Source organism: Lacrimispora brassicae, assembly GCF_054772055.1.
Genome location: NZ_BRYH01000064.1, coordinates 63,819 through 87,994, shown reverse-complemented (window position 1 = coordinate 87,994; position 24,176 = coordinate 63,819). Strand labels below are relative to the sequence as shown.

Here is a 24,176-nt window from a genome sequence, read left to right as displayed (position 1 = left end):
ACGCAGCCAATGACTCAGCCTCAAACGCAGCCGATGACACAGCCCCAGACGCAGCCGATGACGCAACCCATGACACAGCCTCAAACGCAACCCCAGGCACAACCTCAGACGCAGCCCATGACACAGCCCCAGACACAACCCATGACTCAGCCCCGGACACAGCCCACAACGCAGCCCCAGACGCAGCCGATGACGCAGCCCACAACGCAGCCTCAGACACAACCCATAGCGCAGCCAATGACGCAGCCCCGGACACAACCTATGATGCAGCCCCCAGTTCAGGGAGAACTGGATCTTAGCAACGGTATGAACAATTGCTCAGGAGGGATGCAGTCCTATACAATTCAAGCCGGTGATACTTTATGGCTTATTTCACAACGTCATTCCATTGCTGTTGATGAAATTATGGAGGCGAATCCAGGCATAAACGCCAATCGTCTGTTTATTGGTCAAGTGATCTGTATTCCCCAGTCAGGCGGAAACCGCAATATACCTTCCCAGGCCCAGCCCCAGACCCAAATCCAGCCTCAGACCCAGTCCCAGACTCAGGCTCAAGGCTTAATTGAGGAGAACCGGAGGCGCAGAAACAGAATGAACCGCTGTCCCGATGGATCATATCCCTACACGATTCAGGCCGAAGACACGCTTTGGCTTATTTCACAACGCCATTTTACTACTGTAGAGGCGATTATGGAGGCGAATCCGGGTGTAACTCCCAATAATCTGTTTGTTGGCCAGGTAATCTGTATTCCACGGGGAACAAATCGAAATGTGCCTGAAAGACCACGTAACCGGCCCCGCAATGAGGAAGAGCGGAGAGGCGGTAGTAATGAGAGACCCTGCCCTGGAGGATTGCATTCCTATATTATTGAAGCTGACGATACCCTTTGGCTTATTGCACAGCGTTTCCAGACCACCGTTGAAGCAATCATGGCTGTAAATCCAGGTCTTAATCCAACAAATCTGTTTATTGGTCAAGTGATTTGTATTCCATATGGACAGAGGCTGCCAACCGTTTGCCCGAGCCCCCGTCCCCAACCACAGCCTCAGCCTCAGCCCCAACCGCAGCCTCAACCGCAGCCTCAGCCCCAACCACAGCCACAGCCACAGCCTCAACCTCAGCCGCCCGTCCCCATGTGTATCACTGAGGCGGAACAAAATTTAAATAACTATCTGCGGCTTTTATGGCTACAGCATGTATACTGGACGAGAATGGTTATTGAAAGCGTAGCTTTTGACCTTCCGGATGTGAACGTTGTAACAAATCGTCTTCTGCAGAATCCTGAGGATTTCGAGGAAGTATTGGTTACGTTCTATGGGCCGGATAATGCTGCAAACTTTGCGGAGCTGCTGACAACCCATCTTACTACCGCCAATGAGCTTGTTATGGCGATGAAGGAAGGCAATGTAGATGCTGCCTCAGATGCGGAAAAACGCTGGTACGAAAACGCAGATCAGATCGCAGCGTTCCTTGCAAATATCAATCCCAACTGGTCGATGGATGACTGGCAGGAGATGCTCTATGACCACCTGGCAATGACAAAGGCAGAGGCAAATGACATCCTGACGCAGAATTTTGAGAATGGCGTCACCGTATTTGCGGACATTGAGAGGGAAGCTCAGGAAATGGCTGATGTCATGACACGGGGGATCGTACAGCAATTCGGACAGTATTTCAGTTAGTACCAGGTAAAAAACGAGAATATCCCAAAAGACAGTGTATGTCTTTTGGGATACCATCCGTGATTCGCCTGAAAAAGTTCGTGTTTTCTTTCGGCAGAGAAGAAGCACGGACTTTTTTTATTATAAAAAATCATTATCATCGTAATTATTTTCAAAATTTCTGTCTTGTTTCCTTTTTCCCTGGAAAATGGCCAGGTTTGCTGAACCGGTGGCAGGCGGAAATCATTTGTGGTAAAATACTCATAAACATCCGCAATAGATTTTCGGTGCCGTCCGGGCAGACCATCATAAACCAACGAATAAGTGGGGGAGAAAATGATAATCAGAAAATATAATTCAGAGGATATTAAGGAAATGGCAGCGCTTTTTTTTGCTTCGGTCCATGGAGTATGCAGCGTAGACTATACAAAGGAGCAGCTCAATGCATGGGCGGCAGAAGACATGGATACAGAGGCCTGGAACCGCTCCTTTTTGGAGCATTATACCCTTGTGGCTGAGAAGAACGGTATGATCACCGGATTCGGGGATATTGACCATACGGGTTATCTTGACCGCCTCTATGTCCACAAGGACTATCAGGGACAGGGAATTGCAACGGCCCTTTGCGACAGACTGGAGGCCAGATTTCCCGCCGGTCCTATTACAACACATGCTTCCATAACTGGGAAGCCATTTTTTGAAGCCCGAGGGTACCAGGTTTTAAAGGAACAGCAGGTTGATCGGAAAGGCATCCTTTTGACAAATTATGTGATGAAGAAATATTAGTCCAGGGATGAAAGCCGTCACCCCAGAGGCATGGTTTTTTCCGGAAAGGATATCGTCATAGGGGGAACTCTACGGAGCGTAGATTGAAAAGTTTATGACGAACAATTACAATACTGTGTAGGGAGAAGGCTGTACAGGAGTATCTGCGGCGGAATCCGGGAAGCCCAATTTTCTTTTGAAGTAATTGAAGAAATAAAAAAAGGAAACACAGACAGAACGTGAATTTTTTGACGATGTAAATACGCTGTTGGAATTATGGCTGGTAAAGCAGCAGAAGAAGTAATAAATAATAAATGAAAAACGGAACAAAGGAACTGGATTTTTAATTCCGGATATGGAGGTAAAACATGCAAAACAGTAAAGTAGGAAGCATAATCCGCGCCCTGCGTCTGGAACACCGTATGACACAGAAGCAGCTTGCGGATAAAATGAATCTTAGCGATAAAACCGTTTCCAAATGGGAACGGGGTCTGGGTATGCCTGATATTTCCCTTATTCCGGAGCTTTCCCAGCTTCTGGGAATTGATATCATGAATTTATTGTCCGGCGATATGACGCCTAACAATTTTGTAGGAGGTAATATGAAAAATACGAAATATTTTGTCTGTCCCATATGCCAGAATATAACTCTCTGCACAGGAGAGGCGGAAGTCTCATGCTGCGGCAAGAAGCTGGAGGCCCAGGCTTTGAAAAAAGCGGAAGAGAGCGAACGGCTGTCTGTTCAGGCGATAGAAGATGACTGGTATATCACCAGTGAGCATCCCATGGATAAAGAGCATTACATTTCCTTTGTTGCTCTGGCTTCAGGCGACCGTATCCAGATAATCAAGCAATATCCTGAATGGAATTTAAATGTGCGCATTCCAAGAAGAGGGCATGGAATGCTGATATGGTACAGTACGGATTGCGGACTGCAGTATCAATTATTAAAGTAAGGCCGGATGTTCATCGGAACTTTACCGCAGTCCCGTAAGCAATGACTTCCGCGGCTCCCTGCATCACAGAGGAGGAGGCATAGCGGATGGCCACGATCCCGTCAGCGTGTAAGGCTCCGGCTTCCTCTGTCATGCGTTTTGTTGCAAGGGCTCTGGCTTCGTTCATCATATCTGCATAGGATTTCAGTTCCCCGCCTACCAGGGACTTTAACCCCTGGGTAATGTCCTTGCCGATATTTTTCGACTGGATCGTACTGCCTTTTACCATTCCCAGCATTTCCAGTTCTTTTCCCGTAATGTAATCAGTAGTTACTAAGATCATCTTCTTCACCGCTCCTTATTTCCCTGATTCGTTCCACAAGTACATAGATGCATCCTCCTGCTAATAATAAGGGGATTATGGTGCCAGGCAGCCTAACTGCAAGAGGCAGTCCCTTGATTAAAATACATGCGGCTGAAAAACCCATGTAATAGATAACAAGGAGTATGGTTATTACAAGAGGTGCAATGATTTTCTTTCTGTGCAGCTTCATGTATTCATCCTCAGGTCTTCATGCAATATTTTTGGTAGTATAAAAAGTTTCTGCATAAAGCATAAAAAATATGTATGCATGTTTTTTTGCAGACCGGATTTCGTAGCAGCGGCCAGCCCAAGGAAACTGAAAACGGAACGGCGATACTTAAAGCCAAGGTGTATCCTGTTACTGCCCAATGCATGACTAAAAAGGTGACGGAAAACAATATGGTCAAATCATTGACCCCAATATTTACAATGGCAGCGTCCGGCAAGGGAGGAAGCAGAAAAGCACAGGGAGGTCAATGCCCCCTGTGCTTTTCCTTGCGTTTTTCCTTCCGCAGTTCAAACTGGCGCTCTTTCTCCGCTTCACTCTGCATTCTGGAATGGGATCTGCGTTCCGATTTTACCTGCTCCTGCTGAAGCTTCAAAGCCTGCTGGGCCTTTGTTCCGATCCCGGTATTTTGCAGGTGTTTGTTAATTTCTCTCCGCATTCTCTTGGGATTTATGCGCTTTTCAGTCATTGCTGCTGTTTCCAGAGATGGACTAAACCGGAGCTTATGGTAGTTTTTGAGTATGAAATCGTAGACGTCATAGTCCTTGGGTTCTGCTCCAAAGGTGATTTTGCAGACCTCGTATCTGCTTTCGTATTCACGCTCACAGATGCCAACCCAAAAGGGGTTCTCAAATAATACCGTCAGCCTGGAACAAGTCTTTCTCATAGTAATACCCTCCTTTTATGTGCCTTGCAAAGAACGGACAACCAAGGAGGCAGGTTACTGACAGCTTGCGCTGCGTCCGGACTACCGACCGGAACTGTGTTTTTATCTTTGCATTTTATAAAAAAATTTAAAATATCTGTTGACTTACAGTTTGCTGTAAGTTGTAAGATAAAGCTATCACCTCCTGTTCTTTTTGTCAATACGAGAAAATGCAGGAACAGAACCGGTGGAAAGTCTTAAACGTGGGACTTAGCTGCTGGCATGTCAATCATTTAGGAAAGGGAAAGATTATGAAAACGTTAATTCTTTATTATTCTTACGGAGGCAACACTCGAAACATTGCCGAACACATCAGGGAAGCACTGGACTGTGACATAGCCGAAATACAAACCGTCATACCCTACACCGGAGATTATGATGCCGTGGTGGATCAGGGACAGCGGGAGAAATAAAATGAACAGACCTTATATTTTTTTGTCACATGATGACTTCCATGGACGGCAAGATCATGGGCTCCTATATGGATACGCCGGAAGGCGGAAGGGCAGGAGAGGTTTTACAACATTGCATTCGTCAAAGATCCATATTACTGCTATCAGGGCTGTTGACCGGCCTGTTGGCTTTGAGCTTAAAGATGCCGAAGTCAGGGAAGGCGGCAGTGTGTGGCTGGGGCTTTTGAAAAGGTGATAAAAACTGCAGGCGGTCAACTTTTACTCCCATATAATTTCCGTTTCCCAGATTCTGGCACAGGAGTTTTTAAGGTCCTCATCTTGCACTGTGCCGGGTTTTAGGCTATACTGATGTTGTTTTATACTATAATCAGGCAAAGGAAACGTGATTTACATGGACATAGAGTCAAAGCATAAAACCGCGATTCCCCGTTATCAGCAAATTGCGGCAGAGGTGGCAGCCCGGATCGCCAATGGGGAATATGAGGAAGGTGAGAAAATTTACGCCCGTTCCTCTCTTGCCAGCCAGTACAGCGTATCTCCGGAGACTGCCCGGCGGGCGATCTGTATACTCAGCGATCTGGGGATCGTATCCTCGGAAAAGGGCAATGGGATCATCATTAAATCCCAGAAAAAAGCGGCGGATTACATTAGGCAAAACGGCAAACGGCAGACCATTGATACCATCAAGGAGAATCTTTTAAAAAGCGTCAGCCGTCAAAAACAGGAAATGGAATATTTAAATGACTGCCTGAAGGATCTGATCGAGGCTTCGGTCCATTTCCGGTCAATGAACCCGTTTATGCCCTTTGAGATACGGATTACCAGCGAATGCGCTCATTTAAATAAGACCGTAACGGAAATCCAATTCTGGCAGCGTACCGGGGCCACTGTGATCGCAGTCAGCAGAAATGATACTGTCATAAAATCCCCCGGGCCATACGTTGCTCTTTCGGAAAATGATACCATTTATTTTATAACACAGGATGACACCCCGGATCGGGTAAAAGAATTTTTATACTCCTCCAAATAGCAGTTTTATGATGACGCTTGAAGCCAGATTGCTTCAGGCGTCTTTTTCTGAAATTTGACAAAGTAACAACTTTGTAATATAATGAAGTTGTTACTTTGTTAAAAAGGAGGGAGAAATATGATACAATTTGAATGTATTTCAAAACGTTATAAGACAAAACAGGTTCTGAACCAAATTACATTTACGATAAAGAGCGGCGACCTGGTAGCTATTATTGGTGAGAGCGGCTGCGGGAAGACGACACTGTTAAAAATGGTCAACCGGCTGATCAAGCCCACATCGGGTACGATTTACATTGATGATAAAAGTATTGCAAGTATGGATGAAGTGGCCCTGAGGAGAAAAATCGGATATGTGATCCAGCAGACGGGCCTGTTTCCCCATATGACGGTCAAGGAAAATATTGAACTGATCCCAAGGCTGGAAAAGATGCCAGACAAGGACGTTGAGGACAATACAAGGAAGCTGATGCAGATGGTAGGACTTGACTGTGATGAATTTTTGCACCGCTATCCAACGGAGCTTAGCGGGGGGCAGCAGCAGCGGATCGGCGTTGCCAGAGCCTTTGCCATTGATCCTAACATTATCCTGATGGATGAGCCGTTTTCAGCTCTGGACCCTATGACCAGATCGGATCTTCAGGATGAACTGGTACAGCTCCATGCAAAGCTGAAAAAGACCATTGTTTTTGTGACTCATGATATGGACGAAGCCGTTAAAATTGCGGATATGATCTGTATCATGAAAGATGGGGATATTCTGCAGTATGATACGCCGGAACATATCCTGAACAATCCGGTGGATGAATTTGTCTCAAACTTCGTAGGAAAAAACAGGATCTGGTCCTCGCCGGAATACATCAAGGTATCCGACATCATGATCGAAGAGCCGGTCACTGCGGGCAAAGACTTATCTGTGCTGAAATGCATTGAAAAGATGCGTAGGAACAAAGTCGACAGCCTGCTGGTGGTGGAACGGGACAGCAAACGTTTGGCCGGAATTGTCAAAGCCAGCCGATTAAGAGGCGTGGAAGACAGAACCCAGTTGGCAGAACAATATATGTATGAGGACTTTCCTACCCTTTTACCGGAACAGTGTATTCTGGACGCATTGAAAATAGTGACCGAAAACCAGGTGTCTACGGTTCCTGTAGTGGATGACCAAAGGCGTCTTAAGGGGCTCATTACGCGGAGCAGTCTGGTGACGACCCTGAGTCAGCAATATTTTGACTATGAAGGAGGAGAGACAGAATGAATTTTTGGAATTATATCATAAGCAATTATTCCCAGATCTTGTCATTGTTGATCGAACATCTGAAGCTGACCGCCGTATCGGTGGGTCTGGCGATTCTCATCGGAGTCCCCCTTGGTATTTTTATTTCCTACGCGGCAAAAGCCAGCAAACCGGTTTTATCAGTGGCAAATGTGATTCAGGCCGTTCCCAGTATGGCTCTTCTTGGCTTTCTGATCCCATTGCTGGGAATCGGCATCATTCCGGCGATTGTTGCAGTTGTTCTTTATTCCCTGCTTCCCATTATAAAAAACACCTATACAGGAATTGAAAATATCAATCCCCAGACCCTGGAGGCTGCCAGAGGAATCGGTCTGACGCCGTTTCAGGTGCTGACAAAGGTGCAGATTCCCCTTGCTCTTCCAGTCATCATGGCAGGAGTAAGGATCGCCTCCGTAACGGCGGTGGGGCTGATGACCATGGCTGCGTTTATTGGTGCAGGCGGCCTGGGATACCTGGTTTTTTCCGGCATACGTACGGTGAATAACAATCAGATCCTGGCAGGTGCCATTCCTGCCTGTTTATTGGCGCTCATGGTAGACTTTCTGCTGGGCCTGGTTGAGAAGCTGGTAACGCCGGTCAGCCTTCAGAAGGGAGACAGTTCTGTTAAGGTAAAAAGACGGAAAGCACAAAAGGCAATGCTGGCAGCGGCCTCTGGGCTCGTTGCTGTCATATTTCTTTTCACATCCGTTGGCACTGTATCAGGAAATACACGTACCCTATCCGTAGGGTCCAAGGATTTTACGGAACAGGAGATCCTTGGAAATATGGTGGCGGATCTGATCGAAGACAGAACCGATATCACCGTAAACAGAAAGCTGAGCCTTGGCGGGTCACAGGTATGTTTCTCAGCAATAAAGACCGGAGACATTGACCTTTATGTTGATTACACCGGAACCTCCTACAGTGATGTCTTAAAGCATCCGCCCATCAGTGATATGGAGCAGGTATATCAGACCGTGAAGAAAGAGTATAAAGAGCAGCTTAATCTGGAAGTGCTTAAGCAGATGAGCTTTAATAATACTTATACACTGGCCGTGACCCAGGAAATGGCAGAGAAACATAACCTGAATAAGATCAGTGATCTGGCCGGAATAGCGGGGACCCTTGTATCCGGTACTACCTTTGAGTTTTCCAACCGGGAGGATGGAATGTCCGGGCTGCAGAAAGCATATGGCTTTCAGATGGGAAAACGTCTGACGTTAGACGCTGCGCCCCGGTACACGGCTTTAAAAAGCGGTGAAATCAATGTCATTGATGCCTTTTCCACCGACGGACTTCTTAAAAAATTCGACTTAAAAACCCTGGAAGATGATAAGGGATTTTTCCCGCCTTATTATGCGATTCCTGTTGTCAGGGCGGAAGCTCTGGAGGAATGCCCGGAAATTGCCGGGATCGTGGAAGAGCTGGGGCCGGTTTTAACCAATGATGTTATGATTGAACTGAACTACAAGGTAGATGAATTGCAGCAGTCCCCCGCTGATGTGGCGAAAGAGTTTCTGAAGGAGAAGGGATTGATATCATGATGTATGGAATCCTGCTTTTTGCTTTTCTTTCTTTTGTGTTTTCTTCTCCTAAGTGGCGCTGGCTCATAAATCCTGAGCTGTCTCTGTCGCCAAGGGAGGAGCAAATCGGTTTTCTGTTTGGAGAGTATTTGCGGGATGCCGCCGTTGTGATGTTATTCTTATGGCTGCTGGGATTTTTGAACCTTTCCTGGGTCTATTGGATTGCAGGGGGCGTACTTTTTCTGCGCACCCTGGGGCTTCTCGTTCATATGGCCCGGGTTTTTATAAATGAGTAAATGATTAATGATTAAAGGATAATGGTCAAATGCCGTTAAGGGAAACCTTGCCGGCGTTTTTCTTTTTATCCATGGGATCACCTTCTGTTTTTTTCAGGATATTGCCATAGGAAACTACGATTCCATTGATCACAAGGGCAGGCGTGGATGATCAGATAATAGAATAAATAAAACTTGACATAAAATGTCTTATTTCCTTATAATATACGGGAGGTGAACCCTATGAAAAGCAACCGCATGTTTGGAATATTGTGCATTCTTTTGGAAAGAGAAAAAGTCACGGCAAAGGAGCTGGCGGATTATTTTGAAGTATCTGTCCGCACCATCCATCGTGACTTATTGGATTTGTCAAGTGCCGGGTTTCCGGTGATTTCACAGCAGGGAATAGGCGGCGGCGTGTCTCTGTTGCCGGATTTCAGATATAGCAAAACTGCCCTTAATAAAGAAGATATGAGTGTTATCCTTGCAGGAATACAGGGATTGGCCAGCATTGATGACAGTGCAAAAATAAAGACCCTTCTTGCGAAACTGCGTTTCAGCCAAGGGGATAAGATGTTGCTGGAAAATGACATTATCATTGACTTTACATCGTGGAACCATAACAGTGCCATCACTGAGAAGATCAAGACGATCCGGACGTCCATTGCCGGTCATCGGCTCCTTGAAATGGAATACTACGGCGGAAGGGGTTATTACCACAGAAGCGTTGAACCTTATAAGCTGATCTTCAAACAGGAAAACTGGTATCTTTTCGCATATTGCAGATATAAGGAAGATTTCCGCATCTTTAAAGTGAACAGAATGACGAACCTGCATATAAGTGAAGAACTCTTTGACGAACGGGAGGACTATACCATTCCGCCCTTGCAAAGCGATTTTTCAAATGGCAGGGGAGTGAGTGTCACAGTCAGAATGGACGAATCCCTGGAATTCCTTGCCGTTGACTTTTTTGGAACAGAGAATATGAAAAAGGTAAACCGTGATATATTTGTTTCTTTTCAAACGGAGCGTCCGGAATGGGTAATCAGCACATTTGCAGGTTTTGGGGACAGAGCAGAGATCATTTCACCGGACACCTTGCGTAATGAAATGAAATTATTTTTAAAACAGGCACAAAATCAATATGAAACATGACACCCTGTTGTCATGTTTTTGCTCTATAATAGGGAATGCAGCATGTGTTTTTACTTTATGGAGGAATAGGAGATGGCGGTAGAAATGCAATATTTATCAGATGTTGAAGCGATCATATCACACAGGCATGACAATGGGGCGGACCTTTGGGCCACGGCAGACAAACGGCTGTTAAAGGGCTCTCCGTTTTCTACCTTTGATAGTGTGCTTTATTTGCTGGAGCTTGGGATGTCCCCCGAGGAACCGGTTTTAAAAGAGGCTGCTGATTTGATTTTCAGCACATGGCAAAAAGACGGGCGTTTCAAGATATATCCTGCAGGCGGAATTTACCCCTGTCAGACGGCGATTGCCGCCCATGTGCTTTGTCACATGGGATATGCTTTTGACAGCAGAATGGAAAAGACCTTTCAGCACCTTTTAGACACCCAGTATGCTGACGGCGGCTGGCGCTGCAATAAGTTTTCATTTGGACATGGGCCGGAAACAGAGTATTCCAATCCGCTGCCTACGCTGAATGTGCTGGACGCATTTCGTTTTACCGGTCATCTGGATAAGGAGCCGGCCCTTGACCGGGCAGTGGATTTTCTGCTTGACCATTGGCTGGTCAGGAAGCCCATAGGTCCCTGCCATTATGGAATAGGGACGTTGTTTATGAAGGTAGAATATCCATTCCGCAATTATAACCTGTTTAAATATGTCTATGTTTTATCTTTTTACACCAAGGCAAGAAATGACAGCCGTTTTTTAGAAGCAGTGGAAACCCTGAAATCAAAAACCGTTGACAACAGGATCGTGGTGGAACGGGTCGTTCCAAAATTAGGGAAGCTTTCTTTCTGTAAAAAAGGGAAACCAAGCGAATTGGCGACAAAACGGTATCATGAAATTTTAGAGAACCTAAATAAGGAGGCAAGACCCACATGAAGAAAGTAGTCCTTGTATTCCTCTCAGAAGATTATGGAGACTGGGAGGGGACCTATATCTGTTCGGAGTTAAATAAACCGGAAACCGGATTTGCTGTAAAAACAATGGCAATTCCAAAGCCTTTTTTGAATTTTTTCCTGCCACAAGGCGTATCAATAGCTTCAAAAAGTAAAAAACCCGCGTAAACCAATGATTTACGCGGGGTTGATGTTGTGTTATTCGTATAATTTTCTAATCATATTGAAGTACAATTATGCTATATGGCATTCACATCGTCGTATTCAACATTGGGGTAATTTAATTCCAACAGATCTACAAGTTCTTTGTTTAATAATAAACCTTCTTTGTCCATATTCTCAAACTCCCTGCTTTTCCAATCATATTTTTCAATATCCGGAATCATACATTTACCTGATGCAATAGCTGTTACCCTAAATATTTGTTCCTTATCACTCCAAAGGGATAAGATAAATGGCATTTCAAAGGTAATTAGAATTTTTTCTGTAAGTTTTTCAAATCTTATAACATCAAAAGATTCGGAATCAAGAATTTCGGATTTATTTATTTTTGCTATTTCATCAGGCGTTATATGACCAATATTTCTCAGTATCATGGGAATTTGGTCAAGTTCTTCAATCCTGGCGGAAATGACTTCCCATAATAAAGTTGTTGATAACATATTTATTAATTCTTCTCTGTCCATAATTTCTCCTTACATGGCAACATTGTTCTGTCTGATAGATTTATTTTATTGGAATGTAGATGTCTATTTGTGAATCATTATGTTTGGGTCCAAGAAAGCGTTTATCGTAAATCTCAAAATCCTCACGATCATCCAGCGTTTCCTTCGTAAATAAAACCCAGCTACCCCAAATGTAGTCATAGGTTTTTAAAAGAGTTGCCACTGTGCCCTGGTGTGTAAAAACAGCATACCGTCCGCCTGGAATTATCTTTGTATCCACATTCTTGGGTAAAAGTTGAAAATTATCGACTTCTATGCCAACCATCTCTGAAAAAAACACATTACCATCTTTTGATATGCTTACTTTTGTCCTGTCCGTTTCACATATACCAAAACGGCGTGCGTCAGATGGGGCAGGTATTTGATTGCAGATTTCAAGCAGACTGTTCCAAAGATCAGGCAATATATTATGCAGAGTGGATGTTTCCCCACGGATACCGGCAACGAAGATTTTATCTAATTCAACAATACAAGGTTTAACCGTTATTCCCTCTGCAAGATGCTGTAATGATTCCCGGTCTAACATCTTTTTTGAACCAGTATACATATCTGAATTATTTTTTCGGTAAACAACTGGACTAACACCATATACAGACTTAAATGCACGGCTAAATGCTTCCGAAGAACCAAAACTACTCTCCATTGCAATATCAATAATACGCTTTTTTGAATATAGCAACTTTTTGCATGAATTTGACAATCTGCGCTTTTGAATATAACTACCAATTGGCTCACCAATAACAGCCGTAAATATATGGGTGAGGTGGTAAAGAGAATAACCCGCAGCATCCGCAATACATTCCGAAAATAGTTCTTCATCCAAATGCTGTTCTATATATTCAATGGCTTTTTCAAGCGATACAAGATAATCCATGCTCATTCCTCCCGTCCAAATACTTTTTTCATTATATCATAATAGTGATAAGCAAAACATAAAAACTCCGCAAAAATTATCATGAATCGCAAAACCAGATTTGTTATCATTCATTAGAACAACTTTTATGGATTATCTAAAATAAATATTTGGAGGAGAATTTCTTTATGAATGCTATTGAAATTAAAGATTTGAAAAAGAGTTTCTACGGAAGGAGAAATCAGAAAACCGTGGAAGCGGTAAAAGGAATAAGCCTATCAGTAAAATCCGGCGAAATTTTTGGTTTTTTAGGGCCAAACGGCGCAGGGAAAACCACCAGCCTGCGTATGCTTACAACATTGCTGCCCATTGATGAGGGAGAGGCTAAAATCGGCAAATTTGACGTAAGGAGAAATCCAAAGGAAGTACGCAGGTATATCGGCTATGTGGGGCAGCTTGGAGGTGCAGACATCAATGCCACTGGGCGTGAAAATTTGATGTTATCCGGAAGACTTTATGGTGTGACTAAAAAAGCTGTAGAGAAGCAATCGGAATTTTTAATGGATTTACTGGACTTACGCGATATAATTGACAGATCAGCAAAAACCTATTCCGGAGGCCAGCGCAGACGGCTTGAAATTGCAATGGGTATTATGCACAAACCTGAGGTTTTGTTTTTAGACGAGCCGACGACCGGACTTGACCCGCAAAACCGCGCCAACCTCTGGGAACATATCCGAAAACTAAAATCCGCCGGAATGACTGTCTTTTTAACTACTCATTACCTTGAGGAGGCCGACGAGCTTTGTGACCGCCTTTGCATTATGGACAAGGGGATCATTGTGGCAGAAGGAACGCCTCAAACATTAAAAAGGGAAATTTCCGGTGATGTAGTATCCATAAAGCCCAAAAATGATCAAGATGATATTGCACATATATTTGATAAGGATAAAGATGTGCTTGACATACGCATAGAAGGCGGGAAAACAAACCTATACGTCAGGGACGGTGCAATAGCTATGCCTAAAATATTCAATATCCTCAAAGCGAAGGGCGTTGAATTGGAATCAGTTTCCCTTTCACAGCCATCGCTGGATGACGTGTTTTTAAAACAAACAGGCAAATCGTTGCGAGATACGGGAAGGGAGGCTTCATTATGAGAATTTTATTGGAAATCTGGCTGTTATTCAAACGTAGAATGTTGGAAACGATTCGACAACCAGTGTGGGTGTTTATGGGGCTGATTACACCGCTTTTGTATATCTCTCTATTTTCGCCGTTATTAAAAAACTTGAGCACTCCACCGCTAAGTACCGGTACGGTTTTAGATGCATTTGTCCCCGGTGTGCTGACACTACTGGCTTTTATTGGAGGTACGGGTGCAGGATACGTAGTTATTGGCGAACTGCAGACGGGAGTTATTGAGCGTTTACGTGTTTCACCTGTATCCCGATTTTCACTGCTTATGGGTACAATCCTAAGAGATATTGTTGCGTTTCTTGTGCCGTCCGTTTTAGTTATATTCATTGCCCAATTGTTTGGTTTTAAAGTGCATGCAGGCGGCTTGCTTGTAATGCTTGTGCTTTTGAGCCTGTTGACAGCAATGGTATCTGCATGGTCGGGAAGTCTTGGGCTGATATTAAAGCAAGCTAGCAGTATGGCTGCACTCGTGGCAGGATTGGAGTTGCCCTTGACACTTCTTTCGGGCGTGTTGCTTCCAATTTCTTTAGGGCCAAAGTGGCTGCAAGCCGTAGCTCACATTAATCCGCTTTATTATGCGGTAGAGGCTTCCCGTGTTTTGGCCGGGGGCACAATTAGCGGCCCCGAGGTTTTCAAAGCCTTTGCTGTTATTGTCCCATTGACTGTAATAACTCTTTTTTGGGCTACAAAGGTATACTGCAAGGCAATTGCGTAAGATAAATGGCGAATAATAATTACTAAGTTCCTATTTTGTAATATTTATTTTATCAACTTTAGGGGGGTCTTCAAACCCAGGTAAGCAAGTAAATAAAAGCACCTGTAAAGATGTACTTTTTCATGCTTTTTTCATTAGTTTTAACGATCAGCTTACCGTTTCTATTTGATAACGGAACGCTTGGCATTCCGGTTCAAACGGCAATCTTAACAATAACTTTAATGATATTAGGCGGCGGCTTAGAGGAAGTTGGCTAAAGAGGTGAATTACAACCATTACTGGAGAAAAAAATGCCGGTTGCAATGGCTTGTGTAATTGTTGCAGTGATATGGTCTGTCTGATATTTGCCATTATTTTTGATTGAAGGAGTTATGCAGGCTGATATGAGTTTTGTTATCTTCAAAATTTCGGTGGTAGGACTATCTTTTACATTAGCGTCAGTCTGCTATATTACGAAAATTGTTTGTTTTGTATATTGTATCATGCTATACTAAATGCATTAGTAGCATGTAGCATCTTATACTCCACTGGGCATTGATACAGACAGTACTTGCTATGATTGCCATAATGTTATGCAAAAAATATAGACTTAAAAGATGAAGTTATTGAAATCGCAATAAAGTTATATTGTATATCTGTTGGAGCGTTTTACATAAAGCAATTTTCGGGCATTGGCCCAAAGTATCTCAAAACCATGAGTTATGTGTAACTTTATCACAGCATATTTATATATACTAAGGTTTTGAAAATTTTAAAAAAGAATTGAAAAGAGGGGTTATGTTATGAAAAAAGTTTTGGCAACTTGTTTGGCAATGATTATGATGTTTATGTGCATTCCAGTAAACGCAAGCGCTGCGGCAGAGAAAGTTTCTGTTATTGTGGACGGGCGGGAGATGGATTTTTCTGATACTCCTGCTTATGTTGATCCTAATGGCAGAGTACAGGTTCCTGCAAGTTTTATAGCAAGTGCCTTGGGTGCAAAAGTAGAGTGCATTCCCGGAACTGCCGCACGAGCTGTTTTTTCTCGTCAGATTGATGGAGAAGAAATTGTAAGGGCTACTTTTGTAGTAGGCAATGACGAGTATTATTTCAGTGTTTTACAGTATTCTTTAGAAAATGCCCCAAAAGAAAACCGCCAGATGGACACAAAAGCAGTGCTGGAACAAGACACGGTATACGTACCTGTCGATTATATTGCAGAAGCTTTTGAGGCGGCGGTAGATTGGAATGCCGCAACAAAAACGGTTACGATTACCTCAAAGACAAAAGTATTAGGCGGCTTTGTAGTACCTGAAAGCTACACTGATTTTAGTAATATGGCTGATTATGAAGATGGAACAAAAGGCGTAAGAATTGACTACAGCCTTCACGGTGGACTTTATACTGCTAGTCTTGAGGATAGAAAAGCGTTATTTCTGCACATTTTATCGCAACGGCTGTCACAGGAAAGCATGAAGAAAATAGATAGCTTTATAAAGGAAAACTATGATTATTTTTCCGAGGATCTGTCGGCTGTAGCAGAAGATACGTTTCTCGATTCAAATACTGGACAATATGTGCGAGTTCTTCGTTTACCAACCCAACCTCTTTTCAGGGTTTTTGTTTATGATAAAGGTGTGAATCCCCCAAAAGTGTGAGTTGTTTGGTACATTTTTAAGCGTTTAGATTTATTTATTAACATACAACACTATTTATGGTTGTCCTCACTCTCACGATACTGCTTTACTAAGGACGGCCATTCTGTGTTCTTTTTTTGTCAGGGAAACTGCGGCCTGATTCAGCCGTCAGACCGCCAGGAAAAGCGCTTGGGATGCAACTAAAATCACAGGGCGGCCTATGATGGCCGCCCTGTACGGAATTATTGAATCGGTAAAAGCTCCATGTAACCCCTTGTTCCTATGGGTTCCAGTTGGATGCGGGGGGTTGTTTTATCCCACTTTGCATCAATGACGGCAGGGTCATATTTCTTAATTGCAGCCTGTACTTCCTCAATTGCCTGGCAATAATCCTCTTCGGCAAAAGGCTCTCCCTTAAACATCAGGTATTTTGCGGCGGGCAGACGGATTACATCAAATCCATTGGGAATGACTCCGTCATAGGATTCCGGCACCTCAACGCCCTGGACGTACTGGGAGGTGCCGGGGGTGATATAATTTGCAGTCAGCCACATACACACAGGCTCGCCGCTGATGGACTTAATACTTTGCAGCAGTCCCCAGACATCGCAGCCCACCTCTTCGCAATAAGCAAAATAGTCGGAGGCTTTTATCCCTCTCTTAATGAGTACCTTTCGTGCCGGCTTTTCAATTACTTGTACAAACACATTTCTTACTGTTGTCATGGTATTCTCCCTTCTGAGCTTTTGATATTTGACTCCATAAGGCGTGAAAAGATAGAGAGGAACAGGGCTTTTTGCGTATTCCTTTGGGTTTCGCCCGAACTCCCGGAAAAATGCACGCTGGTAGCCGTCCACGCTGCCAAAACCCAGCTCTAGTGCAACATCAATGACTTTGCATTCTTCATCCCGAAGCTTAATGGCAGACTTAGAAAGCCTGAGCCGCCTGATATAATCGGCTGGCGTCATATTGATATGCTGTACAAACAGCCGGTAGGAATACCACGGCGAGAAAAGCGATACCTGGGATAAATCAGCAAGTGTAATGCTGTCTGACAGATGATCTCCTATATAATCCTGCATTCGCTGGACCCCTTCGATTTGTTCCTTCATACCTTCACCTCCTTGCGGTTATTATCTTACCTCAATGGGAGAAATCCCTCTCGACTATTTTTGCCAATCTGCTTTCCCCTTATTATAAAACACATTATAAAACACATTTACAGCTACCGCCTTTATGCAGGTACTGAAATATCCTGGAGATATGGAAACAGCACAGAGAGCCGTGAGAGCTGCTCTGTGCTGTCTGATGCCGCATATGATATACCATTGATGGAATCAGCTATTCCTCTAATTTCCAGATGTGTCTGTCCGCCCGAAACGGCAGACAGGATAGAGCGCCTAAAATGCCGATTACGAAAAACAGCATGGCAGCTCCTGAGCCTTTCCCCGTTCCAAATAAGGAAACCCACAGACTGTCAGTCCATTGAGCAGCCATAAAGGGCTCAAACACCCGGTCAACCAGAAGGCCGCCTGATAAATATCCCAGGGGAATTGTGAAAAACTGAAGGGTATTCCTTGCAGAATAAACCCGGCCCTGGATTTCAACCGGTATTTTTGTGCGGAAAAGCACATCCATGTTGGCATTCATTACAGGAATGAAGATCCACCCAAGGACTGCCCCCAAACACCAAATGGGGGTATTCCGGCCAAAAGCAAGAATGAAATTCTCCGTACTCATGGAAAAAAGCAGGCAGTTGCAGATAACCCGGACTCTGCTTTTGGGGGGCGGCATAATGGTGACCATAATACTTCCAACCACAGTCGCAATCCCTGTAAGGGTGTTGACCATGCCAAGGGCAAATTCTCCTCCGCCTGTTCGAGAAAGCAGCATTGCCGGTAAGGCGGCGCTGAATATGGAGGCCGTAAAGTTGATCACTGCAAGAAACAGGATCAAATCCAGGATCCCCCTGTTATCCCCAAGGTATTGCAGGCCGCTTTTGATTGACTGCAAGATGGTTTCCTGCCCGGCGGTTTCCTGCACCTTCATCTTGGGGATTTTAACAAAACACAGAAGCCCCACAAATGCAACGGAAAATGTAATTAAATCAAATAAGATGACAAAATGGATGCTTGTAAATGAAAGCATTGCGGTGGCAAGCACAGGCGTCAGCACAGTGACCAGGGATTGAGAAAAGGACCGCATCCCGCTTACCTTCTGATAATGCTTTTCAGGTGTCAGAAGGGTTATGGCAACATCCGAAGCCGGCTGCTGGATGGTGTTCATCAATCCGCTGCATGTGTTGATCAAGTATAAGTGCCACACCTGGAGATTGTCTGTTACCAGCAAAAGGAGTACCATAACGGTACAAAACGCCGCAAAACTGTCGCTGACCAGCATTGTGACCTTTTTATTCCACCGGTCGCTTATGGCTCCTGCAAAAATGCTAAGTAAAACGTAAGGCGCATAGGAACATACCATTAACAGCGCGGTGGTAAGGGCTGAACCCTGCTGCTCATAAGACCAGATCACCACTGCAAAATTAGTCATTGCGCTGCCCAGTGACGAAAAGGACTGGGTAATCCATAAAATCAGGAATGAACGAAGTTCCAGAATATTTGTTTTTAAATCTTTTATCATGACTTTGCTCCTCTTTCAAAAAATTTATAAAATTCCATGAAAGTGCAAAGTCCAACGGACGAGTTTGATCCGCTCCGTGCAGTTTCGTCCGGTTCAGACTTTGCACGGAGCTGTGCCAATGCATAGCTTCATTTTTATTGTTCCTCAACAATTTTTATTTTTATATAAAACAGAATTACTTATAAAATAAGTGATATCTGAATTTTACTACAGTTAAGATAGAAAAACAACGGCACAGCCATAAATTTGGCGGAAATGGGGCATTATGGGGTGTCAGACCGCCATCTTTGCAAAAGTCATCTTCCGACAGCAGGTTTAACCGTCTGACCGTGGGCTGTTTAATGCCTGCGCCATCCTCCTGTGGACTGCTTTGAAGAAGGGAACTCTGCTTCTGGACATGTCAACGGTCATAAATAATTCAAAAAAGTTCTTATTGAGAAAATGTATGCTTGACATACAATTAGTTTGGTTGTATGCTAAGCATACATTTGAGTTAGATAGAACTAACTAAACAAGGAGGACGAAATATTGGAAACGAAAGTTACCCCTGATATTTATTATCAAACACTCAATCAGTATCAGGCAGCGCAGTTGCTGCTGGAGGCAATTAAATTAGATATATTTTCTTATTTGGATCATCCGGCTATGGCGGAAGAGATTGCCCGTAAGACAGGCTTTTATGAAAGAAACCTGGAGCTGCTTTTACTTGCGCTTTCTTCATGTGGTTACATTGAGAAGCAGGATAATTATTACTGCAACACAAAAGAAAGCGGGTCTTATTTATCAAAAACAAGCCCTTATTATCTTGGGAAAACAATTTTATTCCGTGAAACAATGACCTCGCTTTACAACATTGCTGACAAAGTTATGCATGGTCCGGAACATGTATCAAATCCCAGCTACGATTTTTCTGCCTTAGCAGAAGCTGCAGTACCCGAAATGTACGCCACCGGGCGGGTAAAGAGTTTCCTGGAAGAAATGAAAGCAATTTTTACGGACGAATTATCCCGGTTAAAAATGCTTGACTTAGGCGGTGGCTCCGGCGTATTGGCCATGGAATTTTCCAGGCACTATCCCAACAGCAGGGCCTGTGTATTTGAACATCCAAGTGTGGCAAGCACTACAAACAAAATAATGGCTCAGAATAACATGGAAAACCGTGTTATGGTTTTGGCTGGTGATTTTAATACAGATGATATCGGCGGCTCATACGATTTAATTGTGGCTTCCGGGATATTGGATTTTGCAGCAGATGACTTAAACGGTTTTATGGGAAAAATTGCAGGGGCATTATCAGATCATGGATATTTTCTGCTGATTGGAGGCTATAGGGAAGGGGGAGAGTGTCCAAAAGAAAATATGCTAAGCTGGCTTTCAGGATACATGAGCGGCATAAAGCTGCCCCCAACAAAAGACCAGGTTGAAATAGCGTTGGACAAATCACGGCTGCAGGCTGTCAGGGAGATTCAATCCGGACGTTTTCAAGGCTGTTTATATAAAAAGGCGGTGTAGTATGGAACGGTTGGAAACAGAGGTTATCAATGGGTTTATTGCCCTTACAGAGAGCATTGCTAACAGCAGGACAAATGTTTTGAATTTTGGCAGTGAGGATATGACATTTTACCGGGGGGAAATCCACATTATTAAAATGATCGGTGATTATCCGGGCATATTCAGTTCCGAGATTGCCCGCCGTTTTGGCATCACCCGTGCCGTTGTCCATAAAACATTGCTCAAACTGGAAGACAGGGGCCTTGTCAGTAAGGAACCATGTGATGATGATAAAAAAAGGCACAAACTTTTTCTCACCGAAAAAGGCCGGTTGGCCTATGACTGTCATGAAGAATACCACAATCAATATGACAAGGTACTGTTTGACTATGTGGCCGGATTGCCAGACAGCCAATTAGAAGCGATTAAATGTTTTCTGGAACACGCCGGCAGCTTAATAAAAAACCATGTATAAAACGGGAGGACAAAATGAAAAAATCATTTATTTGTTTATTGTCAGGAATCGCAGTATTATGCTCTCTGACCGGTTGTGTCGGAAAGGGACAGCCAGTCAGTACATTGGAAACAACCGGCAGCATAAAAACCCAGTCCAGAACAATTACAGATCTGGGCGGCGCCGTGGTTGAAATCCCTCCGGTATCAGAAATCCAACATGTTGTGGTCATCACACCGCCTGTTACATCGGTTTTGCTTGAAGTAATTCCTGACAATGACAGGATCGTGGGTCTCAGCCCCAAGGCCTTTGCTTTTTCAAATGCAGATGTTATTGAAAAGCTGTTTCCCAATTACAAAGATGTTGAAACAACATTTGTAGGCGATGATTTTTCTATCAATACCGAGGCCTTATTGCAGCTTGATCCTGATTTGATTCTTTACTATGGGGAAGTCCAGAAAAAAGGACTTGAAAATATCGGGCTTCCTATGGTCAATTTCTTTTCGCCAAAGCTGACTGATCCGAAAGAAGTTACAATTGCCTGGGATAATTTACTGCGGGAAATCTTTGAGGCTGACAGGAGTGAAGGTTTGCAGGCAGAATGGGAATATTCTGACGAAAAGGTGAAAGAGATTTTAGCAAAGCAGACCGGGCAGCCCAAACGGGGGCTATGGGTATTCAGCAATATGGGGGGCAGTCTGGTGGTTGCTGGCGACAGCTCCTTTGACGCTTATGCTCAAAGCTTTTTTGATAAAGCAGGATTAATCAATGCTGCATCCGGTATACAGGGAACCGCAGAGGTTGACATGGAACAGGTTTACCAGTGGAACCCTGACATTATTTTTGTTTTCCATAATGCGCCGGCGAAAGGGATTTTGAACAACAGCATTGAGGGGCAGGATTGGTCGTTATTGGACGCCTGGAAGAATCAGGCGGTTTATGATATTCCCCAAACAGCCTATTCCTGGGGCGCGCCTTGTGCAGACTCTCCCTTAATGCCGCTGTGGCTGATCTCAAAAGCATATCCGGAACTGTTCAGCGAGGAAAACTTCCGCAGGGAATTGGCCGGATATTATGAGCGATTACATAATGTCAAACTGACCGGCGAAGATATGAACTCCATATTAAGCCTTAGGGAAATGAACTAGCCATGGAAAGAACTTCAAAAAAACAATATTCCATCGTCATTACGGTGCTCTGGGTTTTGCTTATTTTTGTAGCAGCCGGCGCTCTGATCGTCGGACGCTATGAAATGAGTTTTACTGATATCCGGAATGTATTTATAAACCGCCTAAGGGGCACCCAGGACGATACCTTAAAAATTATTGACCATGTTCTGATAAATGTCCGGCTGCCAAGAATATTGTTAGCCGGTTTGGTGGGAGCCGGATTATCCATATCAGGAGCCGCCTTACAGGGAACATTTCAAAACCCCCTTGTAAGTCCTGACCTTTTGGGCGTCTGCGCAGGGGCCGGCTTTGGTGCGGCCTTAGGAATACTGCTTTTTTCCGATCATCATATGCTTACGTCACTCATTCCCTTTGCCTTTGGAATATTCAGTATTTTTCTGGTGTTTTTCCTTGCCGGTGCAAAAGGACGTGGAGAGACCATGTCCCTGGTTCTTTCAGGCATTATAGTTTCATCCATCTTTAACGCCCTTACTTCTCTTGTAAAATATGTGGCAGACGCAGGGGACAAATTACCGGCCATAACCTTTTGGCTGATGGGCAGTTTTTCGAATACATCATACACCCATATAAAAATTGCAAGTATTCCCGCTTTATTGGGCATAATTGGCCTGCTCGCCCTGCGTTGGAAAATCAATATCCTGTCCCTTGGGGATGAAGATGCTTATACCATGGGAATTAACCCTCAGCGCACCCGCTGGCTTATTATTCTTTTCTCTACACTGGTAACGGCCGCTTGTGTCACAGTATCAGGCATTATCGGCTGGGTCGGCCTTGTTATTCCCCATATATGCAGACGGCTTGCAGGAGTTAATCATGGCAGACTGCTGCCTGCCTCCTGCTTAATGGGTGCCGTATTCATGATCCTGGCAGACAGCATTGCAAGAAACCTGACAACAGCCGAGATACCTATTGGTATTTTGACCGCCCTGATTGGAGCTCCTTTCTTTGCTGTAATCTACCGGCGGACAAAAGGAGGGGCGTAATGCTTTTGGAAGTTAATAACGGGACATTTTACTATCACAAAGAAAGACCTATACTGCAAGATGTGAATTTCACAATGAAAACCGGAGAAATTATGGCCGTCATGGGGAGAAATGGCATTGGCAAAACAACGCTTATTAAATGCATAGCAGGAATATTAAAATGGAAAAGCGGTTATTCCGTGGTTGCAGGGCAGAAGAGTGATAATAAGAAACCTGTCAGCAAAATAGGATATGTGCCCCAAGCACATAAATCCTCGTTTCCCTACACAGTCCGGGATATGGTCGTATTTGGAAAAGCAGGCCGCAATTCTTATTTTGCAGCGCCACGAAGTGAAGATTACCAAAAGGCTGATGAGGTTTTAGAACGAATCGGTATTACGGACCTGCATGACAAATGCTGCAATGAATTAAGCGGAGGACAGCTACAGCTTGTTTTTATTGCAAGGGCATTAATAAACTCTCCCCAGCTTTTAATACTGGATGAGCCGGAAGCCCATTTGGATTTTCGCAATCAAATAAGGCTGTTAAAGCTGCTGCAGAGTTTTGTTTCGGAACAAAATATATCCTGTATGATCAACACTCACTATCCCAACCACGCAATAAGGATCGCAGATAAATGCTTTTTATTGGGTGATCATGATTACAAGGCAGGAGCCATACAGGAGGTAATGACAGATCATAATATTGAAAAATATTTTTCAGTGCGCTCCCAGACACTTTACACCACATATAAGGGAAAACAAATACCAAATTTTGTATTCTTAGATGAGGTTTAAGCAGCAAATAAATTATAATTCCGCCAATGTATTGACATTCTTCTAATCAGGTAGTATTATTACACCAATTGAATAGCAATCTTCAGGGCAGGGTGAAATTCCCTACCGGTGGTAAAGCCCACGAGCCGCAAGGCATGATTCGGTGAAATTCCGAAGCCGACAGTAAAGTCTGGATAAAAGAAGATCAAGCAGTATCCATGTATTTTGATACGCCAACTGATATTTCCGCTCTGAAATGAATCCTCATTTCAGAGCGTTTTGTATTAGTA

Annotated in this window: 28 protein-coding genes and 1 riboswitch; of the genes, 21 read left to right on the top strand and 7 right to left on the bottom strand. The window is 43.9% G+C overall.

What is annotated here, in order from left to right; all coding sequences use genetic code 11:
* The 4 genes from ACYVD3_RS27515 to ACYVD3_RS27500 all read left to right on the top strand — a co-directional run.
* On the top strand, positions 1-299 hold a 299-nt coding region (locus tag ACYVD3_RS27515; RefSeq protein WP_460645702.1), incomplete at its 5' end, for a hypothetical protein.
* A gap of 28 nt (positions 300-327) precedes the next feature.
* Entirely contained in the window at positions 328-1,683 is a 1,356-nt protein-coding gene (locus tag ACYVD3_RS27510; RefSeq protein ID WP_460645701.1) for a LysM peptidoglycan-binding domain-containing protein, read from the top strand.
* A 315-nt stretch (positions 1,684-1,998) separates the two neighbouring features.
* On the top strand, positions 1,999-2,448 hold the full coding sequence (locus tag ACYVD3_RS27505) for a GNAT family N-acetyltransferase (RefSeq protein WP_460645700.1): 450 nt from the start codon (positions 1,999-2,001) through the stop codon (positions 2,446-2,448).
* 347 nt (positions 2,449-2,795) lie between these two features.
* Positions 2,796-3,383: a helix-turn-helix domain-containing protein gene (locus tag ACYVD3_RS27500; RefSeq protein WP_460645699.1), complete on the top strand. Its 588-nt coding sequence runs from the start codon at positions 2,796-2,798 to the stop codon at positions 3,381-3,383.
* 10 nt (positions 3,384-3,393) lie between these two features.
* Here ACYVD3_RS27500 and ACYVD3_RS27495 read toward each other — a convergent pair whose 3' ends face one another.
* The 3 genes from ACYVD3_RS27495 to ACYVD3_RS27485 form a co-directional block, all read right to left on the bottom strand.
* Positions 3,394-3,705, bottom strand: a complete 312-nt coding sequence (locus ACYVD3_RS27495; protein WP_460645698.1) for a YbjQ family protein — start codon at positions 3,703-3,705, stop codon at positions 3,394-3,396.
* On the bottom strand, positions 3,686-3,916 hold the full coding sequence (locus ACYVD3_RS27490) for a hypothetical protein (RefSeq protein WP_460645697.1): 231 nt from the start codon (positions 3,914-3,916) through the stop codon (positions 3,686-3,688). The genes ACYVD3_RS27495 and ACYVD3_RS27490 overlap by 20 nt, the downstream gene beginning before the upstream one ends.
* Before the next feature lie 283 nt (positions 3,917-4,199).
* Positions 4,200-4,619: a YjdF family protein gene (locus ACYVD3_RS27485; protein ID WP_460645696.1), complete on the bottom strand. Its 420-nt coding sequence runs from the start codon at positions 4,617-4,619 to the stop codon at positions 4,200-4,202.
* A gap of 290 nt (positions 4,620-4,909) precedes the next feature.
* On the opposite strand from ACYVD3_RS27485, the gene ACYVD3_RS27480 reads away from it, so the two are divergent.
* The 9 genes from ACYVD3_RS27480 (at position 4,910) to ACYVD3_RS27440 (ending at position 11,432) form a co-directional block, all read left to right on the top strand.
* The gene (locus tag ACYVD3_RS27480) at positions 4,910-5,071 is read left to right on the top strand and encodes a flavodoxin (RefSeq protein ID WP_460645695.1); all 162 of its coding nucleotides are present in this window, start codon (positions 4,910-4,912) and stop codon (positions 5,069-5,071) included.
* A 1-nt stretch (position 5,072) separates the two neighbouring features.
* Positions 5,073-5,306, top strand: a complete 234-nt coding sequence (locus ACYVD3_RS27475) for a hypothetical protein (RefSeq protein WP_460645694.1) — start codon at positions 5,073-5,075, stop codon at positions 5,304-5,306.
* Positions 5,307-5,462: 156 nt separating this feature from the next.
* On the top strand, positions 5,463-6,101 hold the full coding sequence (locus tag ACYVD3_RS27470; protein WP_460645693.1) for a cation:proton antiporter regulatory subunit: 639 nt from the start codon (positions 5,463-5,465) through the stop codon (positions 6,099-6,101).
* A gap of 117 nt (positions 6,102-6,218) precedes the next feature.
* Positions 6,219-7,355, top strand: coding sequence for an ABC transporter ATP-binding protein (locus tag ACYVD3_RS27465; protein ID WP_460645692.1), 1,137 nt, complete (start codon positions 6,219-6,221; stop codon positions 7,353-7,355).
* Positions 7,352-8,917, top strand: a complete 1,566-nt coding sequence (locus tag ACYVD3_RS27460) for an ABC transporter permease/substrate-binding protein (protein WP_460645691.1) — start codon at positions 7,352-7,354, stop codon at positions 8,915-8,917. The genes ACYVD3_RS27465 and ACYVD3_RS27460 overlap by 4 nt, the downstream gene beginning before the upstream one ends.
* Positions 8,914-9,192, top strand: a complete 279-nt coding sequence (locus ACYVD3_RS27455; protein WP_460645690.1) for a hypothetical protein — start codon at positions 8,914-8,916, stop codon at positions 9,190-9,192. Before ACYVD3_RS27460 ends, ACYVD3_RS27455 begins: the two co-directional genes overlap by 4 nt.
* 222 nt (positions 9,193-9,414) lie before the next feature.
* A complete protein-coding gene (locus tag ACYVD3_RS27450) occupies positions 9,415-10,326 on the top strand; it encodes a helix-turn-helix transcriptional regulator (protein ID WP_460645689.1) in 912 nt (303 codons plus the stop codon).
* A 72-nt stretch (positions 10,327-10,398) separates the two neighbouring features.
* Entirely contained in the window at positions 10,399-11,247 is an 849-nt protein-coding gene (locus ACYVD3_RS27445; RefSeq protein WP_460645688.1) for a prenyltransferase/squalene oxidase repeat-containing protein, read from the top strand.
* Complete coding sequence (locus tag ACYVD3_RS27440) at positions 11,244-11,432, top strand: hypothetical protein (protein WP_460645687.1); 189 nt, start codon at positions 11,244-11,246, stop codon at positions 11,430-11,432. The genes ACYVD3_RS27445 and ACYVD3_RS27440 overlap by 4 nt, the downstream gene beginning before the upstream one ends.
* Before the next feature lie 71 nt (positions 11,433-11,503).
* Here the strand turns inward: ACYVD3_RS27440 and ACYVD3_RS27435 are convergent, their stop codons facing one another.
* Positions 11,504-11,950, bottom strand: a complete 447-nt coding sequence (locus ACYVD3_RS27435) for a hypothetical protein (protein WP_460645686.1) — start codon at positions 11,948-11,950, stop codon at positions 11,504-11,506.
* A 40-nt stretch (positions 11,951-11,990) separates the two neighbouring features.
* Positions 11,991-12,863 (bottom strand): AraC family transcriptional regulator, encoded by an 873-nt coding sequence (locus tag ACYVD3_RS27430; RefSeq protein ID WP_460645685.1) that lies wholly within the window; start codon positions 12,861-12,863, stop codon positions 11,991-11,993.
* 167 nt (positions 12,864-13,030) lie between these two features.
* Between ACYVD3_RS27430 and ACYVD3_RS27425 the strand changes: the two genes are divergently transcribed.
* From ACYVD3_RS27425 to ACYVD3_RS27415, 3 genes are all read left to right on the top strand, one after another.
* Entirely contained in the window at positions 13,031-14,002 is a 972-nt protein-coding gene (locus tag ACYVD3_RS27425; RefSeq protein ID WP_460645684.1) for an ATP-binding cassette domain-containing protein, read from the top strand.
* On the top strand, positions 13,999-14,757 hold the full coding sequence (locus ACYVD3_RS27420) for an ABC transporter permease (protein WP_460645683.1): 759 nt from the start codon (positions 13,999-14,001) through the stop codon (positions 14,755-14,757). Before ACYVD3_RS27425 ends, ACYVD3_RS27420 begins: the two co-directional genes overlap by 4 nt.
* 782 nt (positions 14,758-15,539) lie before the next feature.
* Complete coding sequence (locus ACYVD3_RS27415) at positions 15,540-16,394, top strand: copper amine oxidase N-terminal domain-containing protein (protein ID WP_460645682.1); 855 nt, start codon at positions 15,540-15,542, stop codon at positions 16,392-16,394.
* A gap of 221 nt (positions 16,395-16,615) precedes the next feature.
* Here ACYVD3_RS27415 and ACYVD3_RS27410 read toward each other — a convergent pair whose 3' ends face one another.
* A complete protein-coding gene (locus ACYVD3_RS27410) occupies positions 16,616-17,485 on the bottom strand; it encodes a helix-turn-helix domain-containing protein (RefSeq protein WP_460645681.1) in 870 nt (289 codons plus the stop codon).
* A gap of 229 nt (positions 17,486-17,714) precedes the next feature.
* The gene (locus ACYVD3_RS27405; RefSeq protein ID WP_460645680.1) at positions 17,715-19,013 is read right to left on the bottom strand and encodes an MFS transporter; all 1,299 of its coding nucleotides are present in this window, start codon (positions 19,011-19,013) and stop codon (positions 17,715-17,717) included.
* Positions 19,014-19,541: 528 nt separating this feature from the next.
* On the opposite strand from ACYVD3_RS27405, the gene ACYVD3_RS27400 reads away from it, so the two are divergent.
* From ACYVD3_RS27400 to ACYVD3_RS27380, 5 genes are read left to right on the top strand one after another with little or no spacing between them, the layout of a single operon-like run.
* Positions 19,542-20,525: a methyltransferase gene (locus tag ACYVD3_RS27400; RefSeq protein WP_460645679.1), complete on the top strand. Its 984-nt coding sequence runs from the start codon at positions 19,542-19,544 to the stop codon at positions 20,523-20,525.
* 1 nt (position 20,526) lies between these two features.
* Complete coding sequence (locus ACYVD3_RS27395; RefSeq protein WP_460645678.1) at positions 20,527-20,979, top strand: MarR family winged helix-turn-helix transcriptional regulator; 453 nt, start codon at positions 20,527-20,529, stop codon at positions 20,977-20,979.
* Positions 20,980-20,993: 14 nt separating this feature from the next.
* Positions 20,994-22,106, top strand: a complete 1,113-nt coding sequence (locus ACYVD3_RS27390) for an ABC transporter substrate-binding protein (protein WP_460645677.1) — start codon at positions 20,994-20,996, stop codon at positions 22,104-22,106.
* A 2-nt stretch (positions 22,107-22,108) separates the two neighbouring features.
* Positions 22,109-23,131 carry a FecCD family ABC transporter permease gene (locus ACYVD3_RS27385; RefSeq protein ID WP_460645676.1) on the top strand — a complete coding sequence of 341 codons (1,023 nt, stop codon included), beginning with the start codon at positions 22,109-22,111 and terminating at the stop codon, positions 23,129-23,131.
* Entirely contained in the window at positions 23,131-23,907 is a 777-nt protein-coding gene (locus ACYVD3_RS27380) for an ABC transporter ATP-binding protein (protein ID WP_460645675.1), read from the top strand. Before ACYVD3_RS27385 ends, ACYVD3_RS27380 begins: the two co-directional genes overlap by 1 nt.
* Positions 23,908-23,981: 74 nt before the next feature.
* Positions 23,982-24,096, top strand: a riboswitch (FMN riboswitch).
* Positions 24,097-24,176: the final 80 nt, after the last annotated feature.

Bases quoted from the DNA above. Each gene is read 5' to 3' on its own strand.
- ACYVD3_RS27470 (WP_460645693.1), top strand. From the start codon at position 5,463: ATGGACATAGAGTCAAAGCATAAAACCGCGATTCCCCGTTATCAGCAA.
- ACYVD3_RS27500 (WP_460645699.1), top strand. From the start codon at position 2,796: ATGCAAAACAGTAAAGTAGGAAGCATAATCCGCGCCCTGCGTCTGGAA.
- ACYVD3_RS27415 (WP_460645682.1), top strand. From the start codon at position 15,540: ATGAAAAAAGTTTTGGCAACTTGTTTGGCAATGATTATGATGTTTATG.
- ACYVD3_RS27505 (WP_460645700.1), top strand. From the start codon at position 1,999: ATGATAATCAGAAAATATAATTCAGAGGATATTAAGGAAATGGCAGCG.
- ACYVD3_RS27425 (WP_460645684.1), top strand. From the start codon at position 13,031: ATGAATGCTATTGAAATTAAAGATTTGAAAAAGAGTTTCTACGGAAGG.
- ACYVD3_RS27385 (WP_460645676.1), top strand. From the start codon at position 22,109: ATGGAAAGAACTTCAAAAAAACAATATTCCATCGTCATTACGGTGCTC.
- ACYVD3_RS27490 (WP_460645697.1), bottom strand. From the start codon at position 3,916: ATGAAGCTGCACAGAAAGAAAATCATTGCACCTCTTGTAATAACCATA.
- ACYVD3_RS27460 (WP_460645691.1), top strand. From the start codon at position 7,352: ATGAATTTTTGGAATTATATCATAAGCAATTATTCCCAGATCTTGTCA.
- ACYVD3_RS27435 (WP_460645686.1), bottom strand. From the start codon at position 11,950: ATGGACAGAGAAGAATTAATAAATATGTTATCAACAACTTTATTATGG.
- ACYVD3_RS27450 (WP_460645689.1), top strand. From the start codon at position 9,415: ATGAAAAGCAACCGCATGTTTGGAATATTGTGCATTCTTTTGGAAAGA.
- ACYVD3_RS27465 (WP_460645692.1), top strand. From the start codon at position 6,219: ATGATACAATTTGAATGTATTTCAAAACGTTATAAGACAAAACAGGTT.
- ACYVD3_RS27390 (WP_460645677.1), top strand. From the start codon at position 20,994: ATGAAAAAATCATTTATTTGTTTATTGTCAGGAATCGCAGTATTATGC.
- ACYVD3_RS27440 (WP_460645687.1), top strand. From the start codon at position 11,244: ATGAAGAAAGTAGTCCTTGTATTCCTCTCAGAAGATTATGGAGACTGG.
- ACYVD3_RS27380 (WP_460645675.1), top strand. From the start codon at position 23,131: ATGCTTTTGGAAGTTAATAACGGGACATTTTACTATCACAAAGAAAGA.
- ACYVD3_RS27405 (WP_460645680.1), bottom strand. From the start codon at position 19,013: ATGATAAAAGATTTAAAAACAAATATTCTGGAACTTCGTTCATTCCTG.
- ACYVD3_RS27420 (WP_460645683.1), top strand. From the start codon at position 13,999: ATGAGAATTTTATTGGAAATCTGGCTGTTATTCAAACGTAGAATGTTG.
- ACYVD3_RS27445 (WP_460645688.1), top strand. From the start codon at position 10,399: ATGGCGGTAGAAATGCAATATTTATCAGATGTTGAAGCGATCATATCA.
- ACYVD3_RS27480 (WP_460645695.1), top strand. From the start codon at position 4,910: ATGAAAACGTTAATTCTTTATTATTCTTACGGAGGCAACACTCGAAAC.
- ACYVD3_RS27395 (WP_460645678.1), top strand. From the start codon at position 20,527: ATGGAACGGTTGGAAACAGAGGTTATCAATGGGTTTATTGCCCTTACA.
- ACYVD3_RS27455 (WP_460645690.1), top strand. From the start codon at position 8,914: ATGATGTATGGAATCCTGCTTTTTGCTTTTCTTTCTTTTGTGTTTTCT.
- ACYVD3_RS27430 (WP_460645685.1), bottom strand. From the start codon at position 12,863: ATGGATTATCTTGTATCGCTTGAAAAAGCCATTGAATATATAGAACAG.
- ACYVD3_RS27485 (WP_460645696.1), bottom strand. From the start codon at position 4,619: ATGAGAAAGACTTGTTCCAGGCTGACGGTATTATTTGAGAACCCCTTT.
- ACYVD3_RS27410 (WP_460645681.1), bottom strand. From the start codon at position 17,485: ATGAAGGAACAAATCGAAGGGGTCCAGCGAATGCAGGATTATATAGGA.
- ACYVD3_RS27510 (WP_460645701.1), top strand. From the start codon at position 328: ATGCAGTCCTATACAATTCAAGCCGGTGATACTTTATGGCTTATTTCA.
- ACYVD3_RS27475 (WP_460645694.1), top strand. From the start codon at position 5,073: ATGAACAGACCTTATATTTTTTTGTCACATGATGACTTCCATGGACGG.
- ACYVD3_RS27495 (WP_460645698.1), bottom strand. From the start codon at position 3,705: ATGATCTTAGTAACTACTGATTACATTACGGGAAAAGAACTGGAAATG.